This is a genomic window from Georgenia daeguensis, assembly GCF_039537705.1.
GTDB lineage: Bacteria > Actinomycetota > Actinomycetes > Actinomycetales > Actinomycetaceae > Georgenia > Georgenia daeguensis.
This window is the reverse complement of record NZ_BAABBA010000003.1, coordinates 175,282-191,407: the sequence shown is the minus strand read 5'-3', so window position 1 is coordinate 191,407 and position 16,126 is coordinate 175,282. Positions and strand designations below refer to the sequence as shown.

The 16,126-nt window shown below is 74.9% G+C and carries 14 protein-coding genes; 3 read left to right on the top strand and 11 right to left on the bottom strand.

Going from position 1 to position 16,126, the window contains the following annotated elements:
• Window positions 1-388 precede the first annotated feature (388 nt).
• The gene (locus tag ABD774_RS04220) at window positions 389-1,231 is read left to right on the top strand and encodes a hypothetical protein (RefSeq protein WP_345038013.1); all 843 of its coding nucleotides are present in this window, start codon (window positions 389-391) and stop codon (window positions 1,229-1,231) included.
• An 11-nt stretch (window positions 1,232-1,242) separates the two neighbouring features.
• Here ABD774_RS04220 and lgt read toward each other — a convergent pair whose 3' ends face one another.
• From lgt to ABD774_RS04165, 11 genes are all read right to left on the bottom strand, one after another.
• The gene (gene lgt, locus ABD774_RS04215) at window positions 1,243-2,262 is read right to left on the bottom strand and encodes a prolipoprotein diacylglyceryl transferase (protein ID WP_486327264.1); all 1,020 of its coding nucleotides are present in this window, start codon (window positions 2,260-2,262) and stop codon (window positions 1,243-1,245) included.
• Between the two features lie 114 nt (window positions 2,263-2,376).
• Complete coding sequence (gene trpA, locus ABD774_RS04210; RefSeq protein WP_345038010.1) at window positions 2,377-3,225, bottom strand: tryptophan synthase subunit alpha; 849 nt, start codon at window positions 3,223-3,225, stop codon at window positions 2,377-2,379.
• Complete coding sequence (gene trpB, locus ABD774_RS04205; protein WP_345038008.1) at window positions 3,222-4,565, bottom strand: tryptophan synthase subunit beta; 1,344 nt, start codon at window positions 4,563-4,565, stop codon at window positions 3,222-3,224. Before trpB ends, trpA begins: the two co-directional genes overlap by 4 nt.
• A complete protein-coding gene (trpC, locus tag ABD774_RS04200) occupies window positions 4,562-5,377 on the bottom strand; it encodes an indole-3-glycerol phosphate synthase TrpC (protein WP_345038006.1) in 816 nt (271 codons plus the stop codon). Before trpC ends, trpB begins: the two co-directional genes overlap by 4 nt.
• A 139-nt stretch (window positions 5,378-5,516) precedes the next feature.
• A complete protein-coding gene (locus ABD774_RS04195; protein ID WP_345038004.1) occupies window positions 5,517-6,047 on the bottom strand; it encodes a hypothetical protein in 531 nt (176 codons plus the stop codon).
• Window positions 6,048-6,161: 114 nt separating this feature from the next.
• Entirely contained in the window at window positions 6,162-6,446 is a 285-nt protein-coding gene (locus ABD774_RS04190; protein WP_345038002.1) for an HGxxPAAW family protein, read from the bottom strand.
• Window positions 6,447-6,510: 64 nt separating this feature from the next.
• Window positions 6,511-7,137: a Trp biosynthesis-associated membrane protein gene (locus ABD774_RS04185; protein ID WP_345037999.1), complete on the bottom strand. Its 627-nt coding sequence runs from the start codon at window positions 7,135-7,137 to the stop codon at window positions 6,511-6,513.
• Window positions 7,134-8,681, bottom strand: coding sequence for an anthranilate synthase component I (locus tag ABD774_RS04180; RefSeq protein WP_425554468.1), 1,548 nt, complete (start codon window positions 8,679-8,681; stop codon window positions 7,134-7,136). Before ABD774_RS04180 ends, ABD774_RS04185 begins: the two co-directional genes overlap by 4 nt.
• Before the next feature lie 92 nt (window positions 8,682-8,773).
• Entirely contained in the window at window positions 8,774-9,145 is a 372-nt protein-coding gene (gene hisI / locus ABD774_RS04175; RefSeq protein WP_345037995.1) for a phosphoribosyl-AMP cyclohydrolase, read from the bottom strand.
• 196 nt (window positions 9,146-9,341) lie between these two features.
• Window positions 9,342-11,147: an ABC transporter ATP-binding protein gene (locus ABD774_RS04170; protein ID WP_345037993.1), complete on the bottom strand. Its 1,806-nt coding sequence runs from the start codon at window positions 11,145-11,147 to the stop codon at window positions 9,342-9,344.
• A complete protein-coding gene (locus ABD774_RS04165; protein WP_345037991.1) occupies window positions 11,144-13,063 on the bottom strand; it encodes an ABC transporter ATP-binding protein in 1,920 nt (639 codons plus the stop codon). The genes ABD774_RS04170 and ABD774_RS04165 overlap by 4 nt, the downstream gene beginning before the upstream one ends.
• A 108-nt stretch (window positions 13,064-13,171) precedes the next feature.
• Between ABD774_RS04165 and ABD774_RS04160 the strand changes: the two genes are divergently transcribed.
• Both ABD774_RS04160 and ABD774_RS04155 read left to right on the top strand, forming a co-directional pair.
• Window positions 13,172-13,804, top strand: a complete 633-nt coding sequence (locus ABD774_RS04160; RefSeq protein ID WP_345037989.1) for a TIGR03085 family metal-binding protein — start codon at window positions 13,172-13,174, stop codon at window positions 13,802-13,804.
• A 149-nt stretch (window positions 13,805-13,953) separates the two neighbouring features.
• Complete coding sequence (locus tag ABD774_RS04155; RefSeq protein WP_345038268.1) at window positions 13,954-16,122, top strand: S8 family serine peptidase; 2,169 nt, start codon at window positions 13,954-13,956, stop codon at window positions 16,120-16,122.
• Window positions 16,123-16,126 lie beyond the last annotated feature (4 nt).

The following is a 16,126-nucleotide window of genomic DNA, read 5'->3' as shown; positions in this document are numbered from 1 at the left end:
CGTGCGGGCAGGGCCTTGCCGCTCGTCGCCGGACCGTACGGTTCCCGGCCGAAACCGGCCCGCAGCCCCCCGCGGCCCGCTACGTTGCGGACGGACGTGCTCGGACGGCGGAAGCTGGGGCGAGATGAGACGTGGAGCGCTTCGCAGGCCCGCGGCGGCGACGGTCGGCCTCCTCGTGGTCGGCACCGCCCTGGCCGCGTGCGGGCCCACCGGCGAAGCCGCCGGACCGTCGCCGGTCGTCGGAGGGACGGAGCGGCCCCGCCCGGAACAGCCGCAGGGCACATCGACGCCGCCCGCCACGAGTTCCCCGGCCGCACGGGGAAGCAGCACGGGGCAGCCGGCCGGGCTGGCCCTTCGCGGGACCATCGGCGGCCCGGACGGAGGTCGGGTGGAGCTCGCGCCGGCACTCGCCGTCGACCTCGCGCCGGACGCCGACGACCCCTCCGGCACGCACGCGATCGTCCTGGTGAGCAGCACCGGCGCCGTCGTCCACGCCACCCGCTTCACACCCGAGAGCTCGTCCGAGGAGCCCGCCGAGGGAGCGACCGCCGGCGCGCCCGAGGCGTCGTTCCTCGTCGTCGTACCGGCCGACCTCAGCTCCGTGGCCGAGGTCCGGCTCGAGGCGAGGGGCACGGTCCTGGCCACCCGCCGGCTCTCCCCCTCGGCGCCCGTGGTCGGTGCCCCGGCCGCGTCGGACGGTGACGCCGGTTCGCTGGAGGTGACGTGGACGTCGTCGGACCCCGATGGGGACCCGCTGACCCACTGGGTCCTCGTCAGCGCCGACCGCGGAGCCTCGTGGGACGCCGTCGCGGCGGACATCACCGACACGGCTGTCCCGGTGCCCCGGTGGACGCTGCCCGGCGGGACGGACCTGCTCGTCCGGGTGGTGGTCAGCGACGGTCTCCGCAGCGCGTTCGCGACCTCACCGCTGTCCGCGCTGCCGAACAACCCCCCGACGGTCGTGATCTCGTCCCCGGCCGACGGGCAGCGGGCCACCGGGGACCAGACGGTGGTGCTCAGCGCGACGGTGGCCGACCCGGAGGACGGCAGCAGCGACGGCAGTCCCGTCGAGTGGTCCTCCGACGTCGACGGATCCCTCGGCACGGGGGCCCAGCTGCTCCAGCGGGCCGACCACCTCAGCGAGGGCACGCACACGATCACCGCCACCGCCCGAGACTCCGCCGGTGGGGTCGCGAGCGACCAGGTGACGCTCCACGTCGGCAGGTCGTGACCCTGCGCGGCTCAGGAGATGCGGTCTCTGCCCTGCGGGTCCGCCGGTGACGTCTCGTCCTCCGGGTCAGCGGCCGCCGGTCCGTCCCGGTGTGCCGACGCCCCGGGCTCGGGCTCCGCGGCGTCGTCGGGCTTGCCGCCGTCGGCCTCTGCCGCGTCCTCGTCCCGGGTGTCCCCCTCACCCTCGGCCGGCTCCCGGCCGGGCAGCCAGATGGTCTCGGGCACGCCGCGGGTGCGTCGACCGATGACGACGAAGGCGACGAGCGCGACCAGGAAGATCAGGATCGAGGTCCACACGTTCAGCCGCAGCCCGAGGACGAGCTCGGCGTCGTCGATGCGCAGGTACTCGATCCACACCCGGCCCGCGGTGTAGAGCATGACGTAGAGCCAGAACACCCGCCCGTGGCGCAGCCCGAACCTGCGCTGGGCCCAGATCAGCACCGCGGCCGCCCCGAGGTTCCAGAGCATCTCGTAGAGGAACGTCGGGTGGAACAGCGTGCCCGGCTCGTACCCACCCACGAGGTGTGCGTCGTCGATCTCCAAGCCCCAGGGCAGCGTGGTGGGCGCGCCGTAGAGCTCCTGGTTGAAGTAGTTGCCGAGCCGCCCGATCGCCTGGGCCACCAGCAGGCCGGGCGCGAGCGCGTCGGCGAACGGCGCCATGCGCAGCCCCCTGCGGCGCAGCCCGATCCAGGCGCCGACGGCGCCCAGCGCGACGGCTCCCCAGATACCGAGGCCGCCCTGCCAGATGTAGAGGGCCCGGACCGGGTCGCCGTCCGGGCCGAAGTAGGCGTCGGGCGAGGAGATGACGTGGTAGATCCGCGCACCGACGATGCCGAACGGCACCATCCAGAACGCGACGTCGAGCGCGGCGTCCTTCGGCCCACCCTTGGCGGTGTAGCGCCGGTCGAGGATCCACCAGGCGGCGAAGATGCCCAGCAGGATGGCGAGCGCGTAGGCGCGGATCGGCAGGGGCCCGAGATGCCACTCGGCCTGCGACGGGCTGGGGATGGAGGCGAGCGGACTCAGGAACACCCTCGAAGGGTAACGGCCGCGGACCGCGGGCCGGACAGCCGACCACCGGTCAGGCCGACGGGGCGTCGCGCCGGACGGGAGGTCGGACCGACGCCAGGTCGCCCGGACCGGAGGTCAGGCCGAGCGGTCGGGCAGTGCCCCGTGCGCGCCGGCGGCGAGCTGCTCGCCCAGTGCGGCCAGATCGCGGAGCCCGGCCTCGACGTCGCCGTCCTCGCGCGCAAGGGTGCGCACGAACGCCGATCCGACGATGACGCCGTCGGCGTACTCGGCGATCTCCGCGGCCTGCGCGCCGGTGGAGACGCCCAGACCGACGCAGACCCGCTCGGCTCCGGCCGCCCGGGTGCGCTCCACCAGTCCGCGCGCGTGGGTGTCCACGCTCGTCCGCGCGCCGGTCACGCCCATGGTCGAGGCGGCGTAGACGAAGCCGCGGCACGCCTCGGAGGTCATGCGCAGCCGCGCGTCGGTCGAGCTCGGCGCCACGAGGAAGACCCGGTCCAGGTCGTGCGCGTCCGAGGCGGCGATCCACTCGGCGGCCTCGTCCGGGATCAGGTCCGGCGTGATCAGGCCGGCGCCGCCCGCGGAGGCGAGGTCGCGGGCGAAGCGGTCGACGCCGTAGTGGTACACGGGGTTCCAGTAGGTCATGACCAGCACGGCGGCGCCGGTCTGGGCGACCTGCTCGACCGCGCGCAGCACGTCGGCGGTCCGCGTGCCGCCGTCGAGCGCGGCCTGGGTCGCACGCTGGATGACCTCGCCGTCCATGCCCGGGTCCGAGTAGGGGAAGCCGAGCTCGATCACCTCGGCACCGGCCGAGACGAGCGTCTTCGCCGCCCGCACCGACGTGGCCACGTCCGGGAAGCCGACCGGCAGGTAGCCGACGAGCGCTGCTCCCCCGCGCGCCTTCGCGGCGTCGATGGCGGCCGCGCTCTTGGACGCGGTGGTGCGGCTGGTGGTCGTCTCGCTCACTTCTCGACACTCCCGGTGGCGGTGTAGGGCGCGTCGTCCACGGCGCCGGTCTTGGCGGCATCCTCCGGGCGCGCGGCCTCGGGGACGTCGGCGTCGTGCTGGGCGTCGTCGAGAAGGTGGAACCAGGCGGCCGCGGTCTCGACGTCCTTGTCCCCGCGTCCGGAGAGGTTCACGAGGATCGTCGGCGCCGGCAGGCCGGCGTCCGCGGCCTCCTTCCCGATCCGGATGGCACCCGCCAGCGCATGCGCGCTCTCGATGGCGGGGATGATCCCCTCGGTGCGGCACAGCAGGCGGAAGGCCTCCATGGCCTCGGCGTCCGTGACGGGCTGGTACTCGGCACGGTGGATGCTGGCGAGCCAGGAGTGCTCGGGCCCTACGCCGGGGTAGTCCAGGCCGGCGGAGATCGAATGAGACTCCTTGGTCTGGCCGTCCTCGTCCTGGAGGATGAAGGTTCGCGCGCCGTGCAGGACGCCGGGCTCCCCGCCGGTGATGGAGGACGCGTGCCGCCCCGTCTCGACGCCGTCGCCGGCGGCCTCGAGCCCCACCAGCCGGACGCCCTCGTCGTCGAGGAAGGCGTTGAAGATGCCGATCGCGTTGGAGCCGCCGCCCACGCACGCGCACACGACGTCGGGCAGCGCGCCGGTCAGGTCGAGCACCTGCTGGCGCGCCTCCTCGCCGATGATCTTCTGGAGATCCCGGACCATGGCCGGGAACGGGTGCGGACCGGCGGCGGTGCCGAAGATGTAGTTGGTCGTCTCGACGTTGGTGACCCAGTCGCGGAAGGCCTCGTTGATCGCGTCCTTGAGGGTGCGCGAGCCGGTGGTGACGGGGACGACCTCGGTGCCCAGCAGGCGCATGCGGGCGACGTTGAGTGCCTGGCGCCGCACGTCCTCCTCGCCCATGTACACGGTGCACTCGAGCCCCAGCAGCGCCGCGGCCGTGGCGGTGGCGACACCGTGCTGGCCGGCGCCGGTCTCGGCGATGACCCGCTTCTTGCCCACCTTCCGGGTCAGCAGCGCCTGGCCGAGGACGTTGTTGATCTTGTGCGATCCGGTGTGGTTCAGGTCCTCGCGCTTGAGGATGATCCGCGCCCCGCCCGCGTGCTGGGCGAACCGCGGCACCTCGGTGATGATGCTCGGGCGCCCGGTGTACGTGCGGTGGAGGTGGTCCATCTCCGTGAGGAAGGCCGGGTCGACCTTGAGCTCCTCCCAGGCGGCGGTGAGGTCGTCGAGCGCGGCGACGAGCGCCTCGGCGACGAACCGGCCGCCGAACTCGCCGAAGTAGGGCCCGGCGGCGTCGGCGAGGTGGCCAGGTCGCTCCCGGCTGGGGGTGGTGGTCACTTGCGCACCGCCCGCAGGGAGGGGTGCGAGCCGGCGGCCACCATGTCCGCGACGGCGGCGCGCGGGTTGCCGCCGGTGACCAGCGCCTCCCCCACGAGCACCGCGTCGGCGCCGGAGCGGGCGTAGTCGAGCACGTCGTGGGGCCCGCGCACGCCGGACTCGGCCACGCGCACGATGCTGTCGGGCACGACGTCGACGACCTTGGCGAACACCGACCGGTCGACCTGCAGGTCGTGGAGGTTACGGGCGTTGATGCCCACCACCCGCGCGCCGGCGTCGACCGCCCGGCGGGCCTCCTCGCGGTCGTGCGCCTCGACGAGCGCGGTCATGCCGAGCGAGTGGACCCGCTCGACCAGTGACGTCAGCACGGTCTGCTCGAGCGCGGCGACGATGAGCAGGACGAGGTCGGCGCCGTGCGCCCGCGCCTCCCAGACCTGGTACGGCGTGACGATGAAGTCCTTGCGCAGGACCGGGATCTCGACGGCGGCGCGCACCGCGTCCAGGTCCGCGAGCGAGCCGCCGAAACGGCGCTGCTCGGTGAGGACGGAGACGACGGCGGCCCCGCCGGCCTCGTACTCGGCGGCCAGGCCGGCCGGGTCGGCGATGGTCGCCAGCGCGCCCTTCGACGGGCTGGAGCGCTTCACCTCGGAGATGATGGTGACGGCCCCGCTCCCGCCGCGCAGGGCGGCGACGCCGTCCTTGGCGCTCGGCCGGCGCTGGGCCAGCTCCTTGAGGACGTCGAGCGGTCGCTGCGCCTCCCGCTCGGCGAGGTCCTCGCGGACCCCGGCGACGATGTCTTCGAGCACGGTCACGGCGCACTTCCCTTCAGGTCGGACTTCCCCCATGGTAGGCCGGGGTGCAGACATGCCCGGTGCGCCGTCCGAGGACTGGCGCACCGGGCACCGGTGCGGAGCTCGCGGGCCGCCCGGCGGCCACCGCAGGCGGCGGGTGTCAGACCCCCGTGCCGAGCTCCGAGAAGACGAGTGCGGCGCTGACGATCCAGAAGATCACGCCGACGACGATGGCCACGATGCCGAGCACGAAACCGGCGCGGGCGGCGCCGCCGTTGGTGGCGATGCCGGCCTGCACCGCGTTCTTCGCCTTCGCACCGAGGACCGTCGCCGCGATGCCGAGGCCGATGGCGAGGATCGGGATCCAGAAGGCCAGGATGCCGATGATGCCGAGCACCAGGGCGATGGTCCCGAGGCTGTTCTTCTCGCTCGAGGGCGCGCCGAACGGCGCCTGGCCGTAGCCGTACTGCGCGCCGTAGCCCGACCCGTACTGCGGGGCGGCCGGCGGCTGGCCGTACTGCGGCACGGTCTGGCCGTACTGCGGCACGGTCTGGCCGTACTGCGGCGCGGTCTGGCCGTACTGCGGCACGGCCGGGGGCTGGCCGTGGTCCGGCGCGGCGCGGCCGGGCTGTGCGCTCTCGCGCGGGTCGGGGTTCTGCCCGTAGCGGGGCTGCTGGTCGTCGGCGCTCATGCGTCCTCCATCCGGGGAGGCACGGAGCTCCCGGGTTCGTCGGTCTGTCGGTACCGGCACCTCGGGCGCCGTCGTGGTCGGTCGGGCCTCAGGCCGAGAGCCCCCCGATCGCCCTCAGGCGCTGTACCAGTCCTTCTTCTCCGTCTCGTCCCCTGCACGGGGAACCGGCTGCCCCAGGCCCATGCCGCGCATGATGACCGAGCTGACGACCGCGGCGACGGTGATGACGATGCTGGCGATCACGATCGCGTCGTTGCTGATGATCAGCCCGACCCCGGCGAGGAGGAACCCGAGGCAGACGCCCAGCATCAGCACCCACGCGGCCTTGGTCCGGCCGTGGTTCGAGTACGGTGCGGCCGCAGGCAGCGAGTAGGTGTGCGGCTCGGGGGTCTGGACCATGGTTGTGCTCCTCGGTTGAACGGATCGACGGACAGCCTATCGGCTCAGCCCGCCCGGAAACGTCTCAGGCACGCGGGCCGGTGCCGGGTCCCGCACCGTCGGTGCCCGCGCTCGGGTCCTCGCCCCGGCCGAGCGCGTCCCAGTCGTCCATGGCCCGGTCCCGCTCGTCGGTCGCCGCGCTGGCCGCCGACCTCGGTCCCGCCGTCGCCGGCCGCTCGAACCGCCGGCCGGCGCTCTGCCACGAACGGCCGGCCAGCAGCGTGACGACCCCCGCACCGGCCACGGCCACGGCGAGGACGAGGGTGACGTAGGGCCAGACCGCGGTCCGCGCCTCGCCGGTCAGCTCGGGCACTCCGCTGATCTCGCCGGCAGCCGCCTCCAGCGGCGCCGCCGGGTCGCCCAGGAAGCCCACCACGGAGGCCGCCACCAGCACGGCGGCGCAGACGAGCGCGATGCCGGCGATCACGGCGCCGACCCGCCGGCCGATCGCGGCCGCCAGTGCGGCAGCCCCGACGACGAGCGCCGCCGCCCCGACACCGGGCGCCGCGGAGGAGCCGGAGACGGAGACCTCGCGGGGACCGAGCACGGTCGACACCTCGCCGTGCGCCCAGCCGGCCGAGCCGCACGCCAGCAGCAGCACGCCGAGCGCGAGCACGGCGACGACCACGTGCCTGCGCCGCGGGACCGTCATGCCCCGGGCCCCGCGGCGCCAGCCCCGACGGCGGGACGGGAGCCTGCGGCCGGACCGGAGCCGGCGGCCGGACGCAGCCCGGCCGCGACCTGCACCGCGCGCACCGCGGCGGCGGCCTTGTTGCGCGTCTCCTCGTACTCGGTCGCCGGGTCGGAGTCCGCCACGATCCCGGCGCCGGCCTGCACGGAGGCCGTACCGCGGTGGATGACCGCGGTGCGGATCGCGATGGCGAGGTCTGCGTTGCCGGCGAGGTCGAGGTAGCCGATCACCCCTCCGTACACGCCGCGGCGGGCGGGCTCGAGGGCGTCGATGAGCTCGATCGCCCGCGGCTTGGGGGCCCCGGAGAGCGTGCCCGCGGGGAACGTGGCGGTGAGGCAGTCCAGCGCGGTGACGCCGGGCCGCTGCCGCCCGACCACCGTGGAGGAGATGTGCATGATGTGGCTGAAGCGCTTGATCTCCATGAGCTCGACCACCTCGACCGTCTCCGGCCGGCAGACCTTCGCCAGGTCGTTGCGGGCGAGGTCGACGAGCATGACGTGCTCGGAGAGCTCCTTCGGGTCCGCGAGCAGCTCCTCCGCCAGCGCCCGGTCCTCCGCCGGCGTCGCCCCACGAGGGCGGGAGCCGGCGATCGGGAACGTGGTGACCTGCCCGTCCTGGACCCGCACGAGCGTCTCGGGGCTGGAGCCGACGACGGCGAACCCCTCGCCGTCGCCCGCGCCGTCGTCGAGCTGGAGGTAGTACATGTACGGGCTCGGGTTGATGGTGCGCAGCACCCGGTACACGTCGAGCGGGTCGGCCGCGCAGTCGATGTCGAGGCGCTGGGACAGCACCACCTGGAAGACCTCGCCGTCGACGATGGCCTGCTTCGCCGCGAGCACCGCGTTCTCGAAGTCGGCGCGGGGGGTGCGGAAGCGCAGCTCGGGCTCCGTGGTCGGCTCGTGCACGGCGGCGGCGCTGGCGGCCGGCGCGGTCAGCGCGGCCTCCATGGCGTCCAGGCGGGCGACGGCGTCGGCGTGGGCCTCGTCCACCCGCTCGGGGGTGTCGTCGAAGTTCACGGCGTTGGCGATGAGCCACACCGACCCGTCGTGGTGGTCCACGGCCGCCATGTCCGTGGCCAGGCACAGCGCCACCTCGGGGGTGTCGTGCTCGACCGGGGCGGTCGCGCGCAGGGTCGGCTCCCACTGGCGCAGGACGTCCCAGCCGAGCGAGCCGACCAGCCCGCCGGTCAGGGGCGGCAGGCCGGGCACGGCCGGGGTGCGCAGCTTCTCCAGGGTGGTGGCGAGCACCTCGAGCACCGGTCCCTCGGCGGGGATGCCGACCGGGACGTCGCCGGTCCACCGGGCGTGGCCGTCCCGGCTCGTGAGGGTGGCCCGGGACGCGACGCCGACGAAGGACCAGCGCGACCAGGCGCCGTCGTGCTCCGCGGACTCGAGGATGAAGGTGCCCGGCCGCCCGCCCGCCAGCTGGCGGTACAGACCCACGGGCGTGACGTCGTCGGCGAGGAGGCGCCGCACCACGGGGATGACGCGCCGGTCGGCCGCCATCTGCCGGAACGCCGGCAGCTCCGGCCACGTCTCGCCCCAGCGGACGGAGGCCGCCGTGCCCGCGGCGCCGGGACCGGCCGCCGTCGCCCCGCTCACGCCTGCTCCCCGACGACGGCGCCGAGGTCTCCCCCGGCCTCGAAGCAGGTGCGGGTGCCGGTGTGGCAGGCCGCGCCGACCTGGTGCACGCGGACCAGGACGGCATCGCCGTCGCAGTCCAGGGCGACGGACCTCACGTGCTGGGTGTGCCCGGAGGTGTCGCCCTTGCGCCAGTACTCCTGGCGCGACCGGGACCAGTAGGTCGCGCGGCCGGTGGTCAGCGTCCGGTGCAGCGCCTCGTCGTCCATCCAGCCGACCATGAGCACCTCGCCGGTGTCGTGCTGCTGGACGACGGCGCAGACCAGGCCGTGCTCGTCCCGCTTGAGACGGGCGGCGATGTCGGGGTCGAGGGAGGTGTTCGCGGGCACCGGACGATCTTGCCACGACCCGCCCCGGCACCGTCCGCCGCGTCCGCCCGAGCGGGGCGGGCCAGCGAGATCGAGAATCTGGTTCATGGAACCGCCTGATTGGAACCACTATCGCGATCTCGTGAGGTCCTGACGCTCGGCGGCTCGCCGAGCGGGTGACGCCGAGCACGTGGCGTCTCACCGAGCACGTGACGGGTCAGCGGGTCTGCGCCACCCACGAGCCGTACATGCGCGCGTAGGTGCCGCCCGCGTCGACCAGCTCGTGGTGTCCGCCCACCTCGACCACGTGGCCCTCGTCGACGACCACCACCAGGTCGGCGGCCTCCGCGGTGGAGAGCCGGTGCGCGATCGTCACGGAGGTGCGCCCGCGGGTGAGCCGGTCCAGGGCCCGGTTGATCCTTGTCTCGGTCGCCGGGTCGACGGCGGAGGTCGCCTCGTCGAGGATCAGCAGGTCCGCGTCGGCCAGGTACGCCCGCCCGAGGGCGACGAGCTGGCGCTCGCCCGCGGAGAGCGACTCCCCGCGCTGGCCGACCGGGGTGTCCAGCCCGGCCGGCAGGGTCGCCACCCAGCCGCCCAGCCCGAGGTCGGCGACGGCGGCGCGGACCTCCTCCGGGGAGCGGGCGACCGGGCCGTAGGCGAGGTTCGCCCCGATCGTGGTGTCGAAGAGGAAGCCCTCCTGCGGGACGAGGACCACGCGGTCGCGCAGGTCGGCGAGCGGCAGGTCGCGCAGGTCCGTGCCGTCGAGGAGGACGCGGCCGGCCGTGGGGTCCATCAGCCTCGCGAGGAGCTTGGCGAGGGTGGTCTTGCCCGACCCGGTCTGCCCGACCACCGCGACCTGGGTGCCCGGCTCGATCACCAGGTCCACGCCGTGGAGCACCTCGGGGCCGCCCGGGTACGCGTAGCGCACGCCCCGGAACTCCACCCGGGCCGCGCGGGGCGAGTGGTGCGGGGACGTGTCGCGCGCGACGGGGCGGGCGGGCGCGCCGGCCGGGTCGGTGACATCCACGGGCGTCTCGAGCACGGCGATGACCCGGCGCCACCCGGCCACCGCGTTCTGGAGCTCGTTGAGCACCTCGGTGGCGTTCTGCACGGGGCCGGTGAACATCTGCACGAGGAAGAGGAAGGCGAGGAGCGTCCCGACGGAGATGTCGCCCCGCACCCCGAGGTAGGTGCCGGCGACGACGACGGCCGCCAGCGCGACGGCGGAGAGCACGACCCCGGTCGAGAAGGCCAGCGCGACGTAGGTCTGCGCGCGGACGGCCTGGCCGAGGTGGGCGCGCACGGAGCGGTCGATGCGCTCCTGGGTGCGGTCGGCGGCGCCGAAGGCCCGGATCGTCTCGGCGCCGACGACGGACTCCGAGATCGCCGACAGCATGCCGCCGACCTTGACCCGCACCCCGCCGTACGCGGCGGAGACGGCCCGCTGGGCACGGGGCGCGAGCAGCACCATGGGCAGGTAGCACAGCCACACGAGCAGGGCGAGGCGCCAGGAGTAGACGAACATCGCGACGCTGGCCAGCAGCAGCTGACCCGCGTTGAGGATCAGCATGAGCCCGCCGCGCTGGACGAACATCGAGATGGTGTCGACGTCGGAGGTCACGCGCGAGACCAGCGAGCCCCGCTTCTCGGCCGACTGCGTCAGCGTCGAGAGGTCGTGGACGTGGCGGAAGGTCTGCACCCGCAACTGGGCCAGGCCCGTCTCGCTGGCCTGGTACAGCCGGACGTTCACCACGGCGCTGACCCGCCCGGTCACCAGGAGCACCAGCAGGCCGGCGAGGCACAGCCAGGCCACGCGGGCGACGTCCGGCCCGCCCGGGGCGAGGATGCCGAAGTCGGTGGCCTGCTGGACCACGACGGGGACGACCACGCGGCCGAGAGTCGCGACGACGGAGAGCAGCAGGGTCACGCGCAGGCCCTCGACCATCGCCGGGGACAGCTGCAGGCCCCGACGCACGGTCGCGACGACGCCCAGCTCCGACGCGGAGGAGATCTGCGAGCTCATCGGCCGCGCTCCGCCCGCTCGGCCTCGCGCTCGGCGGTGCGGGCGGCGTAGGCGGTGACGAGCTCGCGGTAGCCCGGGTCCCGCTCGAGAAGCTCGTCGTGCGTGCCGGTGTCGACGACCGACCCGCCCTCGAGGTGGACGATCACGTCCGCCAGCGCGATGGTCGACGTGCGGTAGGCGACCAGGAGCACGGACGGCCCCGTGCCGCTCGTCGTCGCCCCGAGCCCGGCGAGGATCTCCTGCTCCACGACGGGGTCGACGGCGGAGGTGGCGTCGTCGAGGATCAGCAGCCGCGGCCGGCGCACGAGGGCGCGGGCGATTGCGAGGCGCTGCCGCTGGCCGCCCGAGAGCGTTGCGCCGCGCTCGCCGACGAGGGTGTCGAGGCCCTGCGGCAGGGCGCGGACGAACCCGTCCGCGCGGGCGGTGCGCAGCGCGGCCCAGACCTGCTCGTCGTCGAATCGGCCGCCGTCGTCGAGGGTGACGTTGCCGCGCACCGTGTCGTCGAAGACGAACGTGGACTGGCTCACCAGGGCGACGGCGGCGGTGCGCGCCGCCGGGTCGAGGTCGTGGACGTCCGTGCCGTCGAGGAGCACCCGCCCGCGTGTGGGGTCCAGGAGGCGGGCGACGACGGCGGTCAGGGTGGACTTCCCGGAGCCGGTGGAGCCGACCAGCGCGACCGTCCGTCCCGGCGGGACGGCCAGCGAGACGTCGTGCAGCAGGTCCGAGGTGCCGGGCACGTCGCCGGGGTGGCCGGCGGGCTCGCCGTCGCCGCCCTCGGCCACCCGGGTGGGCACGGTGACGGTCACGTGCTCGAGGCGGACGTCGAGGCCGCCGTCGCCCGTCAGCCGTGCGCGCCCGGCCGGCAGGGCGCCGGTGGCGTCGACGACGCGGGCGATGCGCTCGTGCCCCACGAGGGAGCGCGGCAGCTCGCCCAGCACGAAGCCGATCGAGCGGATGGGCATCGTCATGACGGTGAGCAGGTACGCCACGGTGACGACGTCGCCCGTGCGGGCGTGGCCCGCCCGCACCTGCAGCGCCCCGACGGCGATGACCACCAGGGTGGCCGCGGAGGGCAGCAGCTCGATGACGGGGTCGAACACGGAGCGGATCCGCCCCATGGTGACGTTGGCGTCGCGCAGCTCGTCCGTGGCGCCAGCGAAGCGCGTCTGCTCGACGTCGGCGGTCCCGAGGCTCTTGACCAGCAGCGCCGCCTCGAAGCTCTCGTGGGCGACGTCGGAGACCTTGGCGCGCAGCCGCTGGGAGTGGGTGGCCGCGGGGGTCATGCGCCGCCGGAAGACCGCGTTGGCGGCGACCACGAGCGGCAGCACGGCGACGCCGATCAGGCCGAGGAGCGGGTCGGCCAGGAACATCGCGACGGCGGCGACGACCATCATCACGACGACGCCGAGGGCGAACGGCAGCGGGAAGAAGACGCCCGCGGCGGCCTCCGCGTCGGCGTTCGCGTTGGAGAGCAGCTGCCCGGTGGGGTGCCGGCGGTGCCAGCTGACCGGCAGGCGCAGGTACTGGCGGGTGACGCGCAGCCGGTGGGCCGCCTGGACCTCGAAGGAGGCCCGGCCGCCGTAGATCCGGCGGAGCGCGACGCTGGCCGCGGTGACGAGCCCGACGAGCAGCAGGACCGCGCCGGCGCCCCAGAGCCGTGCGGGGTCGAGCACCCGGTCGGTCAGGGCCGGGGCGATGACGCCGTCCGTGATCCGGCCGAGCAGCCAGCCGGAGGCGACGGTGCCCACGCCGTATACGGCGGCGGCGAGGATGGCGACCGCGGACGCGCGCCGGGAGTCGGCGATGCCGCGCGCGATCAGGGCGAGGCTCCGGCGCAGGGTGCCGCCCGGAAGGGCGTAGGGGCGGGGTCCGTCGTGACGGCGCGAGGACGCGTCCTCCTGCGCTGGGACGGGCACAGCTGGTCCTTCCGGCGGTCCGTGGGCTGGCGTCGATCCTCGCACAGAACGCGCCGTCCCCGCCGTCGTGGCACGGTGTGAGCGGACGCGACCGAGGAAGGACACCGAATGGCCTGGATGGAGGACGAGCGCGCGGCGCTCGTGGAGACCCTGCGCGCTGCGGACCCCGACGCGCCGACGCTGTGCGAGGGCTGGACGGTCCGCGACCTGGTCGCCCACCTGGTGGAGCGCGAGCACATGCCGCTGCGCCGCGGGCTCGACGTCCTCGAGCGCCGGGCGCCGGGGAGCGAGCGGTTCCAGGGCCGACTGGCCGACGGCGCCCGCACGCCGGAGGGCTACCGCGCCCTGGTCGACCGGTTCGCCGCCGGCATCCCGCCCTGGTCGCCGGTGGGCTGGGCCGGCGACGCCGCCCACCTCCTCGAGTACGTCGTCCACCACGAGGACGTCCGCCGCGCCGGCGCCGAGCCGGCGGAGCCGCGCATCCTGCCGACCGACCTGGTGCGGGCCGTGTGGGAGCGACTCGGCCCGCTCGCGCGGATGGCCCACCGCTCCAGCCCGGTCGGCGTGGTGCAGGTGGTTCCGGGCGGGCCGCGGCGCGTGGTGCACCGCGGCCGCGACGCCGTCGTCGTCCTGGGAGACCCGGTCGAGCTGGCGCTGCACGCCCTCGGGCGCGACGAGGTCGCGGAGGTCGAGGTGCTCGGCCGGGACGAGGTCGTCGACCGGTACCTGGCTGCGCGCTGACCGAGCGTGCCGCGCCGGTGCCGCCGAGGGCGGCTGGGCGGCGAGGTCGACCGAAACGGACCCGTTCCGCCGTGATCTCCGGAAGACTCGGCAACCACAGACCGGCGGCCACGCGCGGTCGCTGTCGAAAGGACACCGCGTTGCGCCTCGTGAAGCCCTTCCTGGCCGCCGCCGCGGCCGCACTGGTCGGCCCGGTGCTCGTCGCCGCACCGACCTCGGCCCGGCCGGCGGAGGAGGAGAGCTGGATCGTGCGCGTCGACGCCGGCTCGCAGGACGAGGTCCGGGCCGCCCTCGACGGGATGGGCGTCGAGCCCGACGCCGAGTTCGCCGACGCGGTCGACGGGTTCGCCGTGACGCTGGACGGCGCCGAGGTCGACCAGGTGGCGGACGTCCCCGGCGTCGCCGTCGTCCAGCCGGACAACCCCGTGACGCTCAGCGAGCCCGCGGAGCCGGCCGGGCCCGCCGGCCGGGTCGGCGCCGCGGGGGCGACGATGTCGTGGGGCCTGGACCGCGTCGACCAGCGCACGCTCCCGCTCGACGGCCAGTACATGGAGTCCTCCTCCGCCGGGCTCGGCGTGCGCGTGTACGTCCTGGACACCGGCGTGGTCACCACCCAGACCGACCTGACCCGCCTGGCCTCCGGCTACTCCGCGGTCGGCGGCGGCACCTCCGACTGCCACGGCCACGGCACCCACGTCGCCGGCACGGTCGCGAGCCAGACCTTCGGGGTCGCCGAGGGCGCCACGGTCGTGCCCGTGCGGGTCCTCGACTGCCTCGGCTACGGCAGCACCTCGACCGTGCTCGCCGGGATCGACTGGATCTTGGCCAACCACCCGGCCGGCACGCCGGGCGTGCTCAACCTCAGCTTCGGCACCGAGGTGCCGGACTACGCCCTCGACGCCGCCGTCGCCTCGGCCACCCAGGCGGGCCTGTTCGTCGCCGTGGCCGCCGGCAACGAGAACCGTGACGCGTGCGGCAGCTCCCCGGCCCGTGCCCCGAGCTCCTACACGGTCGGCGCCACCGCCTCCGGCGACACCCGGGCGTCCTTCTCCAACTGGGGCGCATGCCTGGACGTCTTCGCGCCCGGTCAGGAGATCGCGTCCCTGGATCTCCAGGCCGGCTACTACACCATCATGTCGGGCACGTCGATGGCAGCCCCGCACGTCGCCGGCGCGGCGGCCGTGTACCTGGGCCAGCACCCCGGTGCCACGCCGTCGCAGGTCGAGGCCGCCCTCGACGGCGCCGCCGCCGGCGCGGTCACCGACGCCCGGTCGGCCGGCAACCGCGTCCTGACGATGGGCGCCTCGCTCACCGCCGGTGCGCCGACCGGCCTGGCGCTGACGTCCCGGAGCGGGACGTCGGCGACCTTCTCGTGGGCGGCCCCGGCCGGGTCCCTGGTGGCCCCGACGGACTACGTCCTCGAAGTCCGGCCCGCCGGCGGCTCGTGGAGCGTGGCCGCGGACACGGTCTCGGCCAGCACCCGCGCCACGGTCACCGTGCCCGCGACCGGGACGTTCGACGCCCGCGTCACCGCGCGCGTCGGGCAGTTCGCCGGCGCGGCCTCGACCGCGCTGACCGTCCCGGCCCCCGCGCCGGGGCCCGCCGAGCCGCAGCCTGTCCCCCAGCCCGGCACCGACGGCTCGGTGACCTTCTATCTCAACGACGCCTGGAGCGCGTCGGCGAACCACGTCTTCGCGTACGGCACGGCCGGCGACACCGCCTACGTGGGCGACTGGGACGGCGACGGCCAGGACACCGTGGCGGTGCGCCGCGGGAACGTCTTCTACGTCGCCAACAGCCTCCGCGGGACCGCGGACCAGGTCTTCGCCTACGGCCGCGCGGACGACGTCGTGCTGGTCGGCGACTGGGACGGCGACGGCGTGGACAGCCTCGCCGTGCGCCGCGGGAACGTCTACCACGTGAAGAACTCCGTCTCCGGCGGGCCCGCCGACCAGGTGGTGGTCTACGGCCGAGCCGGTGACGAGGTGCTCGTCGGCGACTGGGACGGCGACGGTGACGACACCTTCGCGGTGCGCCGCGGCCGGGAGTACCACATCAAGAACTCCATCTCCGCCGGGCCTGCGGACACGGTCGTGTACTACGGCCGGCCCGACGACGTCGTCCTCTCCGGGGACTGGGACGGGCAGGGGGGCAGCTCGCTCGCCGTGCGCCGCGGGAACATCTACCACGTGAAGAACACGATCGCGGGCGGCTCGGCCGACCTGGTGCTCGCCTACGGGCGCGCGAGCGACACGGTCCTGGTCGGCGACTGGGACGGCGACGCGACGGCGACCCTGGGGGTCCGCCGCACGCGGTGACCAC

What these genes read in the sequence shown, in the direction of transcription:
- ABD774_RS04180 (WP_425554468.1), bottom strand. Translation starts at nt 8,681, where the DNA reads ATGGCGGCCGACCGGCGCGTCATCCCCGTGGTGCGGCGCCTCCTCGCC.
- ABD774_RS04195 (WP_345038004.1), bottom strand. Translation starts at nt 6,047, where the DNA reads ATGAGCGCCGACGACCAGCAGCCCCGCTACGGGCAGAACCCCGACCCG.
- ABD774_RS04185 (WP_345037999.1), bottom strand. Translation starts at nt 7,137, where the DNA reads ATGACGGTCCCGCGGCGCAGGCACGTGGTCGTCGCCGTGCTCGCGCTC.
- ABD774_RS04190 (WP_345038002.1), bottom strand. Translation starts at nt 6,446, where the DNA reads ATGGTCCAGACCCCCGAGCCGCACACCTACTCGCTGCCTGCGGCCGCA.
- ABD774_RS04170 (WP_345037993.1), bottom strand. Translation starts at nt 11,147, where the DNA reads ATGAGCTCGCAGATCTCCTCCGCGTCGGAGCTGGGCGTCGTCGCGACC.
- ABD774_RS04160 (WP_345037989.1), top strand. Translation starts at nt 13,172, where the DNA reads ATGGCCTGGATGGAGGACGAGCGCGCGGCGCTCGTGGAGACCCTGCGC.